This window comes from Haladaptatus pallidirubidus, assembly GCF_020700235.1.
GTDB classification, from domain to species: Archaea; Halobacteriota; Halobacteria; order Halobacteriales; family Haladaptataceae; genus Haladaptatus; species Haladaptatus pallidirubidus.
Window position 1 is genome coordinate 744,784 of the sequence record NZ_CP085301.1, and the last position, 13,267, is coordinate 758,050.

Annotated in this window: 15 protein-coding genes; 8 read left to right on the forward strand and 7 right to left on the reverse strand. The window is 61.1% G+C overall.

Translation table 11 applies throughout. The features are described 5' to 3' along the window. Positions 1-127: 127 nt before the first annotated feature. The 4 genes from LIX15_RS04280 (at position 128) to surE (ending at position 3,732) form a co-directional block, all read left to right on the forward strand. The gene (locus LIX15_RS04280) at positions 128-1,318 is read left to right on the forward strand and encodes a potassium channel family protein (protein ID WP_345410696.1); all 1,191 of its coding nucleotides are present in this window, start codon (positions 128-130) and stop codon (positions 1,316-1,318) included. Then, on the forward strand, positions 1,318-2,493 hold the full coding sequence (locus LIX15_RS04285; RefSeq protein WP_227776270.1) for a DUF8167 domain-containing protein: 1,176 nt from the start codon (positions 1,318-1,320) through the stop codon (positions 2,491-2,493). The genes LIX15_RS04280 and LIX15_RS04285 overlap by 1 nt, the downstream gene beginning before the upstream one ends. A gap of 195 nt (positions 2,494-2,688) precedes the next feature. Next, positions 2,689-2,964: a ubiquitin-like small modifier protein 1 gene (locus LIX15_RS04290; protein WP_227776271.1), complete on the forward strand. Its 276-nt coding sequence runs from the start codon at positions 2,689-2,691 to the stop codon at positions 2,962-2,964. A gap of 3 nt (positions 2,965-2,967) precedes the next feature. After that, complete coding sequence (gene surE / locus LIX15_RS04295; RefSeq protein ID WP_227776272.1) at positions 2,968-3,732, forward strand: 5'/3'-nucleotidase SurE; 765 nt, start codon at positions 2,968-2,970, stop codon at positions 3,730-3,732. Positions 3,733-3,759: 27 nt separating this feature from the next. Here surE and LIX15_RS04300 read toward each other — a convergent pair whose 3' ends face one another. Both LIX15_RS04300 and gatD read right to left on the reverse strand, forming a co-directional pair. Then, complete coding sequence (locus LIX15_RS04300; RefSeq protein ID WP_227776273.1) at positions 3,760-4,674, reverse strand: GNAT family N-acetyltransferase; 915 nt, start codon at positions 4,672-4,674, stop codon at positions 3,760-3,762. After that, complete coding sequence (gene gatD, locus LIX15_RS04305; protein WP_227776274.1) at positions 4,665-5,906, reverse strand: Glu-tRNA(Gln) amidotransferase subunit GatD; 1,242 nt, start codon at positions 5,904-5,906, stop codon at positions 4,665-4,667. Before gatD ends, LIX15_RS04300 begins: the two co-directional genes overlap by 10 nt. 81 nt (positions 5,907-5,987) lie before the next feature. Between gatD and LIX15_RS04310 the strand changes: the two genes are divergently transcribed. After that, positions 5,988-6,455, forward strand: a complete 468-nt coding sequence (locus LIX15_RS04310; RefSeq protein WP_227776275.1) for a DUF8526 domain-containing protein — start codon at positions 5,988-5,990, stop codon at positions 6,453-6,455. A 15-nt stretch (positions 6,456-6,470) separates the two neighbouring features. Here LIX15_RS04310 and LIX15_RS04315 read toward each other — a convergent pair whose 3' ends face one another. The 3 genes from LIX15_RS04315 to LIX15_RS04325 all read right to left on the reverse strand — a co-directional run bounded on the left by LIX15_RS04315 (position 6,471) and on the right by LIX15_RS04325 (position 8,813). Then, complete coding sequence (locus LIX15_RS04315; RefSeq protein ID WP_227776276.1) at positions 6,471-7,178, reverse strand: ArsR/SmtB family transcription factor; 708 nt, start codon at positions 7,176-7,178, stop codon at positions 6,471-6,473. Between the two features lie 65 nt (positions 7,179-7,243). Further along, entirely contained in the window at positions 7,244-8,074 is an 831-nt protein-coding gene (locus tag LIX15_RS04320; RefSeq protein ID WP_227776277.1) for a DUF7096 domain-containing protein, read from the reverse strand. A 103-nt stretch (positions 8,075-8,177) separates the two neighbouring features. Beyond that, positions 8,178-8,813, reverse strand: a complete 636-nt coding sequence (locus LIX15_RS04325) for a DUF1405 domain-containing protein (RefSeq protein WP_227776278.1) — start codon at positions 8,811-8,813, stop codon at positions 8,178-8,180. Positions 8,814-8,966: 153 nt separating this feature from the next. Between LIX15_RS04325 and LIX15_RS04330 the strand changes: the two genes are divergently transcribed. After that, positions 8,967-9,335: a DUF5802 family protein gene (locus LIX15_RS04330; protein ID WP_227776279.1), complete on the forward strand. Its 369-nt coding sequence runs from the start codon at positions 8,967-8,969 to the stop codon at positions 9,333-9,335. Between the two features lie 307 nt (positions 9,336-9,642). Here the strand turns inward: LIX15_RS04330 and pdxS are convergent, their stop codons facing one another. After that, positions 9,643-10,551, reverse strand: a complete 909-nt coding sequence (gene pdxS / locus LIX15_RS04335) for a pyridoxal 5'-phosphate synthase lyase subunit PdxS (protein WP_227776280.1) — start codon at positions 10,549-10,551, stop codon at positions 9,643-9,645. A gap of 567 nt (positions 10,552-11,118) precedes the next feature. Here pdxS and LIX15_RS04340 point away from each other — a divergent pair. Then, positions 11,119-11,835 carry a DUF1405 domain-containing protein gene (locus LIX15_RS04340; protein WP_227776281.1) on the forward strand — a complete coding sequence of 239 codons (717 nt, stop codon included), beginning with the start codon at positions 11,119-11,121 and terminating at the stop codon, positions 11,833-11,835. A 107-nt stretch (positions 11,836-11,942) separates the two neighbouring features. Beyond that, entirely contained in the window at positions 11,943-12,251 is a 309-nt protein-coding gene (locus LIX15_RS04345; RefSeq protein WP_227776282.1) for a MarR family transcriptional regulator, read from the forward strand. A gap of 22 nt (positions 12,252-12,273) precedes the next feature. Here the strand turns inward: LIX15_RS04345 and LIX15_RS04350 are convergent, their stop codons facing one another. Next, complete coding sequence (locus LIX15_RS04350) at positions 12,274-13,167, reverse strand: HFX_2341 family transcriptional regulator (RefSeq protein ID WP_227776283.1); 894 nt, start codon at positions 13,165-13,167, stop codon at positions 12,274-12,276. Between the last annotated feature and the right edge of the window lie 100 nt (positions 13,168-13,267).

A 13,267-nucleotide genomic window follows, 5' to 3' on the forward strand; every position in this document is an offset into this window, starting at 1 on the left:
CCGTGCGATAAATCAGATGGCCGAACGGTTGCGGACGAACGACTATCTCCGCCGTCCTTTCGCGGAACCGCGCTCGGTTCCGTTTTCGAGGCGGTACGGCTTTGTAACTGCCACGACTGTCCGGCGTATGGACTATTCGCTTCCGGTCGCGGTGCTCCTCGGTCTCTATCTCGGGGCGCTCACCGGGGTCGTTCCGGCGCTCGTCGCGTGGTGTCTCGGCTTCGTGTTCCGGTACGTGACCGGTGTATCGCTCCCCGGATTCGGTGTCGTCGTCCTCGGTGTCGCCATCGCAGGCGTGCAAGGCGGATTGTTAGGTCTCCTCGACCCAACGGTTCTCAACTCACCAGTGGTCGTCGTCGCGGTCATCGTCGTGATGCTGACGACCCAGTACGCCCACGCGAAGGGTGACTCGATGGGGTCGTCGTTCCCCCGGCGTATCGGTCTCCGACATCTCCGGGAAAACCGCCTTTCGAGCGACGTGATAGAGCGGGTCGGCCGATTCGGTCAGGTTCGAGTTCGCGTGACGAGAACCGTCGGGGACATCGACGGCTATCCGCCGCTGCCCGACGACCTCCGGGCGGCGATTCGTGACGGAGAGTGGACGTTCCCCGGAGACCTTCCCCTCGCCGAACTGGAATCCAGATTGGCCGACCGGCTTCGAACCGAACACGGCCTCGCCGACGTTTCCGTCGAAATCGACGCAGGCGGGAAAGCGACGGTTGCAGCCGCACCGCCGGAAGGGTCGCTTTCCCGACGCCTGCCCCCAAACCGACGTGCGGTGTCGGTCGATACGCTCGTCCCGACTGGAGTCGCGCGCGGCGACGAAGTCGTATTCGACCTGGACGGCGAGGACGCGGTCGGAACGGTTCTGAGCGCAGAAACAGGAGCTGAAAAATCGGACGACGACGCGACCGAAACCACGGAGACGGTATCCCGTGCGCCGACGACGACCGGCGGAGACGGACGGGTGACCGTGGCGGTTTCGACCGCCGGCGCAAAAGAACTCATCCGGGGTGACCCGTCGAGCCTTCGGGTTCGCTCGCGCGAAACCCGCTCCGAATTCGAACTCGTCAATCTGTTCCGACAGGCGGGCAAGCACTGGAGGAAGCTCCAGATCTCCGCCGGAAGCGGTTTGGACGGAGTGACGTTGGGAAGTCTCTCCGTCCGCGACGTGCACGACGTGGCCGTCCTCGGTATCGAACGGGGGAGCGACCGAACGATTGCGCCATCCGGAACCACCCCACTCGCCGCCGGAGACGAACTGTACGTGGTCGGAACGCGCGACTCGATACGCCGATTTTCGGAGGTCGTCGAGTGATGCAGACGCTCCCGCAAAATCCCGAAGGTGCGCTCGTCCAAATCATCGGACTCGCCATCCTGTCCGGAACCGTGGCCGGTGCGGTCGCGTTCGTCCACAGATGGTACGCCCGCAAACGGATTCCGAATGGGGTCGCCATCCTCGCCGGGGTCGGAACGGTCGGCATCTCGTTGGGAACCTGGAAAGCGCTCCAACCGTTCATGGGAGGGAACCCGGACGTACTACTACTCCCCGAGGCAACCAGAAACATCGCCTCGTTCGCCGTCGCGGGCGTCACCGCCGTTATCGGTGCGCGAATCGGCGACCGGGCGACGACTAACATGGCCGCCCTCTCGGGCGCGACGAAACTCGACGACGACGTGAGCCGAATCGTCGGCGCGGTGGGTCGCATGGTGACGGTTACGCTCCCCGAAACTATCGACGACATCGACGGTTACGATGCGGTTTCGGACGAAACGAAGGAAACGCTCGCGGGGTCGTCGTTCGTGTTCCCGCGCAGAATCACCGTCACCGAACTTCGGGAGCGCGTCGTCGCCCGACTCGAAGACGACCACGGCATCGGGCAGGTAGACATCGACCTCGCTTCCGACGGCACCGTCGAATACCTCGCCCTCGGGAGTCGAATCGCCGGACTCGGCCCGCTGCTCGTCCCCGGAACCGTCGGCGTGGCCATCCGCGCAGACCCTGCCTTCAGCGCGGGCGCTGGTGATTTCGTGGCCGTTTGGCGGCGAAGCGACGACGGTGCCGAGCGCGTCGCAACCGGCGAAATCAGGGGCACAGCGGAAGACGTAGTGACGCTGGCCGTAGACGCGACCGACGCGAGGAAATTCGACGCGACGGAACAGTATCGACTTGAGACGCTTCCACGCCAGTCCCGACCGGAGCGCGAGTTCGTCGCCCGTCTCAGATCCGCCGACGAACGAATGGGCGTGCTGACGGTGGAACCGGAAAGCGACCTCGTCGGCCTTCCCGTCGGAAGCCTCGATTCGACCGTCGTTGCGGTCAAGCCGACCGACGGCGCGGTTGAAACGCTTCCGGTTCGGAGTCGTCTGCTGGCCGCGGGCGACGACCTGTACGTCGTCGCCCGCCCTGCCGTCCTCCGGCGAATAGAACGCTCGGCGAGGGAGAAGTCGGATACGACCGAAACGGAACCAAAGGAGAATCCGTCGCAGTAGGACAGCGCGAAGGTTGAAATACCAGCACGAACCCAAATCGGTCGATGCACCCTCGTTCGGTGGTACTGCTGGTCGTTCGGGTTTTCGTCCCGCTGTTCCAGCGGGGTCGGTTCGGTCGCCAAACGGCGACCGAACCGACGATGCGTCCCCGCCGAGAGAGAAAGCCACTTCCCGCACCCCACCGTCTCAGCGCACATGCAGTGGAAACTCTTCGCGGACCTCGCGGAACTCGCGGGAGACAAGGAAGTAACAGTAGGCGCAGAGTCGGGCGACACCGTCGGCGACGCGCTCTCCGACCTTCTCGAACCGCGCCCGGAACTCGAAAATCGCGTGCTGGACGACGATGGCCACCTCCGCGACCACATCAACGTGCTTCGAAACGGGACGAACGTATTCACCGAATCGGGACTCGAAACGGAACTCGAATCTGGCGACGAGTTGGCGCTCTTTCCACCCGTGAGCGGGGGATAACGTGTGAACGTTCTCCTGACGAACGACGACGGCGTCGATGCTCCCGGCCTCGACGCGCTCTACAACGAACTCTCGGCGGTGGCCGAGGTGACCGTCGTCGCGCCCGCGGACAACCAGAGCGGTGCCGGTCGCACCAACTCCCACAGAGTTGCGGTTGACGACCACGAGCGCGGCTTCGTCGTTCACGGAACGCCCTGTGACTGCGTCGCGGTCGGCCTCCAGGCGCTCGACCCGACGCCGGAACTCGTCGTTTCGGGATGCAATGCAGGACCGAACTTCGGCGCGCACAAACTCGATCGCTCCGGAACCGTCGGGGCCGCGAAGGAAGCCGTCTATCTCGGCGTCCCCGGAATCGCCATCTCCGCGTACGACCCCGTTGCCGGTGGTTTGCGCGAGTTCGAGCGCGAGGATTTCGCCAACCCGGCACGGGTCGCGCGCTATCTCGTGGAAAACGCCGATTCCATCGGTTCCGGAACGTACCTAAACGTCAACGTTCCGACGAGAGAACGCGATTCGCGGATTAGAATCACTCGCCCCACGCGGGATTTCGACGTCCGAATCGAGAAAGACGGGGAGGAAGCTGGTTTCGCGGTCGTCGACCAATTTTACGACCCGCTCCGCGGCGACCGGCCGGAGGAGTTGGACGACCCGAAAGGTACCGACCGCCGAGCGCTTGCGGACGGAGAAATCAGCGTCTCCCCGCTCGGGGTCGGCCATGAACTGAAACGAAGCGACAGGCTGTCGAACGTCGCGGACACGTTTGGATGAGTAATTCGCCAGTGAACCGCCCAGTCGTCACCGATACGGTTTGGTCAAATCCATCCCCATCACGAAGTCGGGGTCGTCGGAGATTTCCACTCGGCAGTAAGCCGTGTCGCTGACGAAGCGAGCCGTTTCGGGTATCAACACTCGCGTCCGCTCCGCACCGCGTTTCGCGGCATCTCGACTGATTGCGGCGAACAGCGCCCGCGCGGCGTCGGCGTCGTCCCACGCGCCGACAGAGTATTCGACCCACGATTCGGGGCCGCCGTCCTCGTTTTTCCACTCCGATTCGCGACAAACTGCCGCGAATCCTCGCGTACCGTCGTCCTGTACAACGAGGAGTTCGCCGCTTTCTGCGCTTCGCCGGAGGTCGTCGCGAACGAGTTCCGACAGTGCCCACGATTCCTCGAAATCGAGGACGAGACCCTGCAGATGGGTGCGGGCATCGCTTCCCGTCCAGAACTTCCACGCCGCGTTCGCGTCATTCGTGACAGTCATCTCGGATTCGGCGTCAGCGTTCGGTTCGGGGTGTGCCCACCTGAACTCGGTGACCGGGTCGTACCCCGCAGAACGCGACGAACCGAGTCCGGCGACGTTCCACGAAAATACCATGTTTCGCAGGACGGTCGCGCCTCGTTCGCGCGCCCAGTCGAACAGTTCGTAGGTCATACGGTTTGCGACTCCCTGCCCGCGGAAATTCGGGTTGACGCGCATTCCCTGTCCCCACGCTTCCCAGTCCGAAAGCATGACGCATTGGACGATTCCGGCGAGTTCGTCACCAGCGTCCGCGACGATGGTGTACTGGTTCTCGCCGTCTATCCAATCGTGGTAGATTCGAGGGATGTAGTCTCCTCGTCCGCGGTCTTCCCACGTGTCTTCGGTGAACGCGACAACGCCGTCGTAATCGTCGTGAGTGGCCTCCCTGAGTTCGATTTCGGTCACTCCCATGGCACCGACCGATCGGAAATCTCGCCCGCGACGGATTTTTGCATCGTCGTCGCCGGGTCGTCGCTGTTCGCAAGCGCCCACATCAGTTTCACCTTGGCGGTGCCGGGGAGCATGTCTTCACCTTCCACGATGCCCGCGTCGAGCAGGTCGCGTCCGGTGTCGTACACGCGGTCACAGACTCGACCCTCGATACATTGGCTGGTCATGACGACGGTCGTCCCGTCGTCAACCAGTTCCGAAATCCTGTCCGCCCAGTCGGAGTGGACGTGACCCAAACCGGTTCCTTCGAGGACGAGGCCCGCCTTTCCCTCGGCGAAGTCGAGGGCTTCGACGCCCATTCCGGGCGTGAATTTGAGCAGTTCGACCGCGCTTTCGAGGTCGTCCATAAGCCCGAGTTCCTGCGTACCCCTCTTGGTGTACTCGCGTCGGAAGGTGACCTCCTCCGTGTCGTACTCCACGTTCCCGAGCGGTTTCGAGCCGATGGTTTTGAAGGCGTCCCGCCGCGAGGTGTGGTTCTTACGTACCCGGGTTCCGCGGTGGAGCGCACAATCGTCGTCGCTTTCATTTTCGTGCATGCAGACCAGCACCTCGGCGCAGTCGGATTTCGCGGCTTCGACGGCGCAAACCGCGTTCATCACGTTGTCGGAAGACGGTCGGTCGGCGGAGCGCTGGCTTCCGGTGAAGACGATTGGAACCGGCGTGTCGAGCATGAACGAGAGCGCGGAGGCCGTAAACTGCATCGTGTCGGTGCCGTGCATCACGACGACGCCGTCGGCGCCGTTTTCGATTTCGTCGTACACCGCTCGGGCCAACTCCTGCCACACGTCAGTCGTCATGTTCTCGGACAGGATGTTGGCGACAACTCGACCGCGATAGTTCGCCCGCCCCGCGAGGTCGGGAACCGCACGAAGCACGTCCTTCGCGTCGAATCGGGCGGTTACCGCACCCGTTCGGTAGTCCACCGTGGACGCGATGGTTCCGCCTGTGCTGATGAGCGAAATCGTCGGGAGTTCGGGGTCGAACTCCACGGCCGACGAGTCGCTCGTCTCGCCGTCCTCGATGTCGTACACGTCCGATTCGAGCACGTCCACGTCGGCGTCGTCGCGGTCGATGCCGACGTTGTAGCCGCCGTCGAGTTTGACGACGAGATTGCTCGCCGTCGAGGAGGGTAGGAGTACCCCCTCGAACGTCTGTTCGGCCCGTTCGACGCGGACGCGGTCCCCTGGATTCATACCTCGGGGTAACGCGGCGTTCGACTTCAATCCACTCGTTTCGGGGAAAGGCACATTACCACCGGGCGTCAACTCGGATACATGACCCAGCGTACCCGGACGCGCGAGACGGAAGACGACCTGTCCGACATCCTCGGTGATTCGGAGAGCGGAGAGCAGGCTGGACAGGGAGAGAGTTTCCGGAGTCGCACGAAGCGCAAGGCGGTGAACTTCTTCTCGCCGCGCTACTTCCTCCTCGCAACCGTCGCGCTGACGATTTCGATGTTCGTCGGCGGGTTCATCCCGTTCGTGGAGACCATCGGCGGCCTCGTCGGCCTGTTCGCGGCGGCGTTCGTCCTCGGTGGGTTGACGAGCGAGTCGAGGACGCTCGAAACGGCGACCGGCGGACTGGTCGCCGCGGGACTTACGCTCCTCCTCGGAAATCTCACCTTGCTGGCCGCGGGGGGAACGACCGTCGCCGCCGTCGGACTCGGTGCCGGATTCCTCATCGCCGGTCTCGGCGCGCACTTCGGCAACGACCTGCGCGACGGCCTGACCCGCGACCTGTAACCGCTCGCAAAATAGCTACCCGGAAAGCGTCCAGTTGCCGCCGTTGTCTTTCACGATTCCACGTTCCGACATGCTCGTGAGATGTCGTTCGACGATGTGCTCCGGCGCGTCGGTTTCCCGGCTCACGTCTCGCACGGTTTCCGCTCCCGCTGCGAGCGCGGCCAGAATCTCCGCTCGAATTCGGTTCTGTCCGTTCTCGTCGACTTCCTCGCCCAACTGGTCGAGAACGTTCGTGATTCGCCCGTGAACCCATCGCTGTGCGAGCGACAGTTCGCTCTTTAAATCCTCCAAACAGTTGAGCTCTTCCGCGAGCGTGGCTATTTCTCCCGCCTCGGCCTCGCTCACGGTTTCGGTGTCGTCTTCCGCCTCGCGGCCGTCGGGCTGGTTTCCGTACTGAACGTTGAGCGAAAGATACTGGCACGTGCTCACGTCCAGACTGGGACTGGCCGGGTAGGCGCTTTTCATATCGAACTCGTAGGGAGAAACATCGACTTCCAGACGGAGATTTCGGGAGATGTTGAAATATTTGCGGCGCTGGTCGTCGGTTCTACTTTCGACCAATCCCGCTTCTTCCAGCTTCCTAAGGTGGTCGATGACCGCCTTCGGACTGACGCCGAGATATTCGCTTATCTCCGTGACGTAGCAGGGTTTGTGCGAAAGAAGTCGCAGGATGCGCCTGCGATTTTCATTGCCGAGTATATCGAGCAATACAGCGGAGTCCATTCACGTCAACGACTTGGTAACGCGAACGGAAAAGCGTGTCTCTCGCCGTGAATCGAAATTGCGGTTCATCGGGACGCGGAAATCGACACATTCTCGGTTAACGAGTCGCCGTTCCCGACGGTTTCGTTGCTGGTGTTCCCATTTCCGTTCCCGGTATTTCCGTTGGTTTCGTCGCCAGCGTTTCCGTTGCTACCGCCTCCCGTATTCCCATTTCCGACGTTTCCGTTTCCGGGCGTCGTTTCACCGCCCGAAGTTCCGTTCCCCTGCCCGGAACCGTTGCCGACGCCGGGTGCATTCGTGGAATTGTTCGCGTTTTCGCCCGGAACGTTCACGCTGTTAAGCGAACGAGCGACTTCGGCGACTTCTGGCCCGCTGACGTTGTTCGCCTGATTATCGAGTTGCTGGAGTCTATTAACCCGGGTTCCGACCGTTTCTGCTCGCGGTTTCGTCGCGTTGATGCCGTGTTCGAGCGAGCGAATGTCGCCGATGAGTTCGCTCATTCTGGACTGGTACTCGAGTTGACTGATATCGCCGTTGTTTCGCGCCTCGACGAGGCTCTGCTTTCGCTCTTGGAGCGCGTCGAGTTCGGTCTGCATATCCTCGACGTGATGTCTCACGAGGGCTCGTCGCGCCGACCTGTTTTCCGTTTGGTTGAATCGGGCGACCCACAGGCCGGTATCGACGGTTCCTTGCGCTTGTGACGTGCTAACCTGCATGAACGACGAGATTTCGGCACCGAGCGTGCTGTTGGAACTCGTGGCGTTCTGTTCGGTTTGGAACGTATTTGGAGAGGTATCTACTGGTGCTGAGGGCGACGGCGCGGCGGCGGTTGGCAGAGCGACGGCAAACCCGCACACGGTGAGCGTCGCCAACAGGACGGCGCGAATGGCGTTCATCAATAGCTCATTACCGTCCCAGTTTAAAAATAGGGTAATTCGTTCGTTTTGTTCACGCCTCAAAACGAAGGTGTGAGCGGTGAAAGGAGCGTTTAAAATCGCGTTAAACTGGTTCTAATCGCTCAAATACCCGTGCCGCTGCGAAGACGGATATAACCGACAGGGTGATAGTTGCGAGAGGGAGCAAAAGCCCGGGTTCGTAGCGGAGCGGCGGGTGGAACCCGAATCCGTAGTCTAACACGTCGCTCGCCAGTGCGACGGCAAGCGCGGCGACCAGTGCGCCGCGCGTCGTTCGCCCGTAGTGTGGAATGAGAAACGCTTCAGCGACGAACGCGAGGTGCGTGACGATGATTCCCCAGTAGTCCCAGACGGCGTTCGGGTCCCACGGCGGGCCGAAGTACGACGAAAATCCGAGGTTTAGTCCGACGAACGTCCAAATGCCGAACTTGACGAGCCAAACGAACGCGAAAGTGTGGAGATAGGCGAGGGGAAGATTCTGCGGCGCGTCGGAGAGGCGATTGCCGAGATTGGGCAACAGCGTCAACAGCGAGGCGGTGACGAGCGCGAGCGCCATCGGCGAGTCGGCGTACAGCGGCCAGAGAAACGTCGGCACTTCGGGCATGGTTTCGACGTAAAAGCGAACGCCGACGAGAATCGCCAGCGAGTTGACGACGAGCAACCACACCAAACTCGGCGCGTTTTCGAGATAATATCGGGCGTACCGCTCGGGAATGGCCATGTTCTTCCCCCCGGGGTGAGCCACTAAAAGAACTGCTGTCATCGTTGCACGGCCGAAACAGATAGAATTATTTATATACCAAGTTTGTTCTTCTACATAAGAGTTTTGCATAACCGCTATATAACTACTACCCATTGTGTGTTACTGTCTACCATGTTCGAGTCGTTTTCCAGCGGCTACTACCTCGGCCGTCTGTACGTCGAACCGTCCGGCGCAGACCGCGCCGTCATGTCTCGGGACGACCACGAGCGCGTGAACCAAGCCCTCTACGCAAGCGGCGACGGCGTCGAGCGAATCGACTGGCCGCTCGTGATGAAAATCGACCGACAGCATTTCTCCGTCCGCGGGGAAGAGGGCGTTCCGAACCAGACCCTCGTCGTCCCGGACGACCTCCTCGAAAACACCCGGATTCGCAACCCGCCGGAACTGAAGGAGGTGTTTCTGGCGAAAGCCGACCGCGTCGAACAACTCATGCAGTTCCAGCCGCAGGACGATGGATTTGGGCAGGGGGGAGCGGTGTAGACCGGCTAAGGCATACGGTGAATTCGGATTTGCTGTAACCTGCGCGATGAAGCTATTTTGAGAGGTGGCGATTGCAGTTCTAAGCGTACGCCACGAGCGACTGCGCGAGTTCGGGTAGTTGCTCACAGTCGGCGTCTGCAATCCGCAGTACTCAATCACACGCCAGAATGCTCGTGTCGAAGGTGCGGCCTGCTCCTCCGTCTGTAATCGCAAACTAGAAAACGCAGGGTTAGTCCGAACGCGTAACATCACTCCGTTTTGGTTCGCTTAACACCCGGATAAAACGCTCAAACAACGCTCTCCGGTCTTAGTTTCCGCGACCCTGAAGCTTCTCCTCGTTGGGTATGTCGGCGTTGGCCTCACCCTTCATGCCAGCGCCGATATCCTTGCTGATTTCGGCGAGTCGCTCCGGGTCGTCCCAATTGTTCGTCGCCTCGACGATTGCGTTGGCCATCGCACGGGGATTTTCCGCACCGAAGATTCCCGAGCCGACGAAGATGCCGTCACAGCCGTGGTGCATCATGAGCGCGGCGTCGGCGGGCGTGGCGATACCACCTGCCGCGAAGTTCACGACCGGAAGGCGATCCGCTTCGGCGGTTTCGTGCACGAGTTCAGCGGGCGCTTCGAGTTCGCGCGCGAGCATCTCGCGCTCCTCGTGGGTTTTGCCTCGAAGTTCCCGGATGACGCCCTTGATGGTGCGCTGGTGGTGGACGGCTTGATTCACGTCGCCCGTTCCGGCCTCGCCTTTGGTGCGAATCATCGCCGCGCCCTCGTTGATTCGTCGAAGGGCCTCGCCGAGATTCCGCGCGCCGCAGACGAACGGGGCGGTGAACTCGCGCTTGTCGATGTGGTATTTGTCGTCCGCTGGTGTGAGCACTTCGGACTCGTCGATCATGTCCACGCCGATGGATTCCAAAATCTGGGCTTCGACCGAGTGGCCGATTCGCGCTTTCCCCATCACCGGGATTGATACCTCGTCGATGATTTCCTCCACGTCGGCGGGGTCGGCCATCCGCGCCACGCCGCCGCGCTTTCGGATGTCCGCTGGAACCGCTTCGAGCGACATGACCGCGACCGCTCCCGCGTCCTCCGCGATTCGGGCTTGCTCGGGGTTTACGACGTCCATGATGACGCCGCCTTTCTGCATCCGGGCGAAGCCGCGCTTTACGAGTTCCGTTCCGCGCTTCAGTTCCTCGATGTCTGTCGGTTCTGCCATGGGTGTGCGTAGCGAACGAGGGGACTTAAGCCGTACCGATTGTGAAACGTGAAACCTGTCGGTGTTTTCGAGTCAGTGTTTTTCGGATTTTTCTCGCGCACCACATCGCTCGATTGATTTGTTGCATGGTTGCGCCAGCGCGTTCGCATGAACGCTGAACGAAGTGAGGCGTGAGTGCAACTCCGCGCTGGCGGGGAGGTGTGGGGAGATTGGCTGTAGCGGGACGGTTTCTGGTGGACGAAGGGCGAAGGAGGAGTGACCGGAGTTCTCGTGAGCGAGAGCACGGAAGAGTTTCGCTCTTCCGGTGGGAGCGACGACTGAGGGCTTCGTTTGTTGCCGTGATTCGCTCACGCTCGTTTGGTTCTATTGTGTTGGATCAAATCACGACTCCAATCAAACCGCCCCCGCACTGCAACCGCCCACACCCTCCCCAACCGACTGCACGTTGCACTACGTTCCAGTGCTCATCCCTCGCGCGCCGAAGTTGCTTGTCCCGATTGCTCCCGAAAAATCACGCCCTCTTCGCGTATCGAAGCCTCTTTGGCCCGACCATTCGTGGCCGCGAGTATGACCGGCCTCCCGCCCCGTGAAGACCTTCCGTGGTACGTCGCGCCGCTTCCGCAGTGGCTGGAGGATTTCGGCCTACGAATGGCGTGGGTCATCGTCGCCGTCAACCTCGTCGGCACCGCGTTCGGCTTCTGGTACTACGGCTTTCACCCGATTCCACTCTCCGACCCGTTGATAACGTGGCAGTTCGCGGTGGAAGCACCCGAAATGTGGCTCTTCGTCCCCGACAGCCCGGTTGCTACGCTGTTCATCGCGCTTTCCCTCGGCCTGTGGAAACTGGGGCGAAATTCGGAGTGGGTGAACGCCCTCGCTTTTTTCGGCTGTATCAAACTCGGCGCGTGGACGCCCTACGTGTTGGCCGCCTTCTTTTCCGGCTTCATCGGAGTTGGCTGGCCGATGTACGCCTTCCTCTTCGTCAGCCACCTCGCTATGGTCGTGGAGGCGTTCCTCATCTACCGCTACAGCGACTTCCCGGTCGGTGCCGTCTTCGTCGCCGTCGTCTGGTACGGCTTTAACGATATCGTGGACTACTTCGTTCCAATCGTCGGCACGCCACACCACACCGCGCTTCCGGCACAGGAGGCCCTTGCTATGGGGTATAGCCATCCGTCGCCGACTCACGAAATCGCGGCGGCGGGCGCGGTTACGCTGACCCTGCTGGCGACGTTTCTGGCACTTTCGACGCGAGTGAAGAAGTTAGAATCGGCGGGTGAATAGCGTCTCTTGCGATGGATTGGACCGTACTATTCTACTATCAAAACTGGTTCGAGAACGTTACAGTATCCGAAAGTACATTTTAGTAGTTTGCAGTGCGAATAGGTACCATGCCCATCGAGCGAGATGATTTCGAGAATCTTCCACGGCCCGCCTCACACATCAAAAAAGGAACGAACGGTCGCAGGGCACTGGCGTTTCTCGCCGCAAACGACGGCGACGCGTTCACGCGAAGCGAAATACGAGATGGAGCGGGAATCTCGGACGGGAGCATCGGGCCGGTACTGACGCGACTGGCGGACGACAGTCTTCTGGAACACAGAGGGCGGTATTGGGCGCTCTCCGTGGAGAGGAGAGAGGACATCGATTCGGAGGCGTTACTGGCCGAACTTCGGGAAGAGTGGAACGAAGGCTGGTAACGCGCGTGTTCGCCGAAGGCACTCAGACCTCGTTGTCCGTATGCGCACGCACCCACAACTCTCCGATTCGTGAGAGTCGCGTTCGGTAGGATTTTCCGTGATCTTCTTGCTCGATGTAACCTTTGCCGCCCGGCCCTAACCTGTCCACGTTGTAGATGACCTTCGACCGGAAGCTATCGGTGTACTCCTCGTTCAAATCGCTGGACAGGGCTTGAGCGAGTTCGCTCACGCTTTCGAACTCCCCGTGCTCGCCGAGGGTGAACAGAATAAGCTCCTCGAACGGTTTGACGTTCGAAAACGAAGCGACCGGGAGTTCCACGATGTGTTTCCCGTCGATTTCTTTCGCGCCGATGGTCGTCCCCCGCTCGTCGAATTCGGAGAGCAGGTCGCGGGCGCTCTCCAGTCGGGTTTCGATGCGCGCTTCGTCTACGTCGCCGTCGAGGACGGACGCGAGCAGGTCGATTTCCGCGCGCAGTTCCTCGGCGAGTTCGGTTTCCAGATACTTTTCGGGGGCGGTGTAGTAGGTGTGAATCTTCTCCCGGTCGCTCTGTCGTTCGACCATGATTGAGTGGGCCGCCGTCGCGAACGCGAAACTCACCGTTCGAGGCATCGCGCTGACGTTCACCCACACCTCTCCCCCGGCGTCAAGTTCGGCGTTGATTCGGTCGTAGGCCTGTTCGAATGCCGCGTCGTGGTCGTAGACGTCCGCCAAAACGACGCGCTCCGTTTCCGCACCGAGCAGGTTTTCGAAATCTTTGCTGAGTTTTCGAGAGAGGTGACGGGAGTACTCGACGTTAGCCTCGCTTCCAACCGCGCCTTCGAGGAGGATGACGCGGTCAACGTCGAGTTGGTCGCGCACGAGGGGCGCGATGACCCGGTCGTAGTCGAATCCGACCGGAACGATGTGCGTTTGCATGGGTGTCAGTTCTCGTGAAGGCGGTTTAAATTCGTCGTGAACTACTTCGGGAGTCGGTAGGTTTGGAGAGGGCGAAAAAAGGGTCGTGTGTTCACGCATG

Excerpts from the sequence above, each read along its gene's own strand:
- LIX15_RS04315 (WP_227776276.1), bottom strand. The coding sequence starts at position 7,178 with ATGGACTCCGCTGTATTGCTCGATATACTCGGCAATGAAAATCGCAGG.
- LIX15_RS04310 (WP_227776275.1), top strand. The coding sequence starts at position 5,988 with ATGACCCAGCGTACCCGGACGCGCGAGACGGAAGACGACCTGTCCGAC.
- LIX15_RS04330 (WP_227776279.1), top strand. The coding sequence starts at position 8,967 with ATGTTCGAGTCGTTTTCCAGCGGCTACTACCTCGGCCGTCTGTACGTC.
- LIX15_RS04280 (WP_345410696.1), top strand. The coding sequence starts at position 128 with ATGGACTATTCGCTTCCGGTCGCGGTGCTCCTCGGTCTCTATCTCGGG.
- LIX15_RS04290 (WP_227776271.1), top strand. The coding sequence starts at position 2,689 with ATGCAGTGGAAACTCTTCGCGGACCTCGCGGAACTCGCGGGAGACAAG.
- gatD (WP_227776274.1), bottom strand. The coding sequence starts at position 5,906 with ATGAATCCAGGGGACCGCGTCCGCGTCGAACGGGCCGAACAGACGTTC.
- LIX15_RS04325 (WP_227776278.1), bottom strand. The coding sequence starts at position 8,813 with ATGGCCATTCCCGAGCGGTACGCCCGATATTATCTCGAAAACGCGCCG.
- LIX15_RS04285 (WP_227776270.1), top strand. The coding sequence starts at position 1,318 with ATGCAGACGCTCCCGCAAAATCCCGAAGGTGCGCTCGTCCAAATCATC.
- LIX15_RS04320 (WP_227776277.1), bottom strand. The coding sequence starts at position 8,074 with ATGAACGCCATTCGCGCCGTCCTGTTGGCGACGCTCACCGTGTGCGGG.
- LIX15_RS04350 (WP_227776283.1), bottom strand. The coding sequence starts at position 13,167 with ATGCAAACGCACATCGTTCCGGTCGGATTCGACTACGACCGGGTCATC.
- LIX15_RS04300 (WP_227776273.1), bottom strand. The coding sequence starts at position 4,674 with ATGGGAGTGACCGAAATCGAACTCAGGGAGGCCACTCACGACGATTAC.
- LIX15_RS04340 (WP_227776281.1), top strand. The coding sequence starts at position 11,119 with ATGACCGGCCTCCCGCCCCGTGAAGACCTTCCGTGGTACGTCGCGCCG.
- pdxS (WP_227776280.1), bottom strand. The coding sequence starts at position 10,551 with ATGGCAGAACCGACAGACATCGAGGAACTGAAGCGCGGAACGGAACTC.
- LIX15_RS04345 (WP_227776282.1), top strand. The coding sequence starts at position 11,943 with ATGCCCATCGAGCGAGATGATTTCGAGAATCTTCCACGGCCCGCCTCA.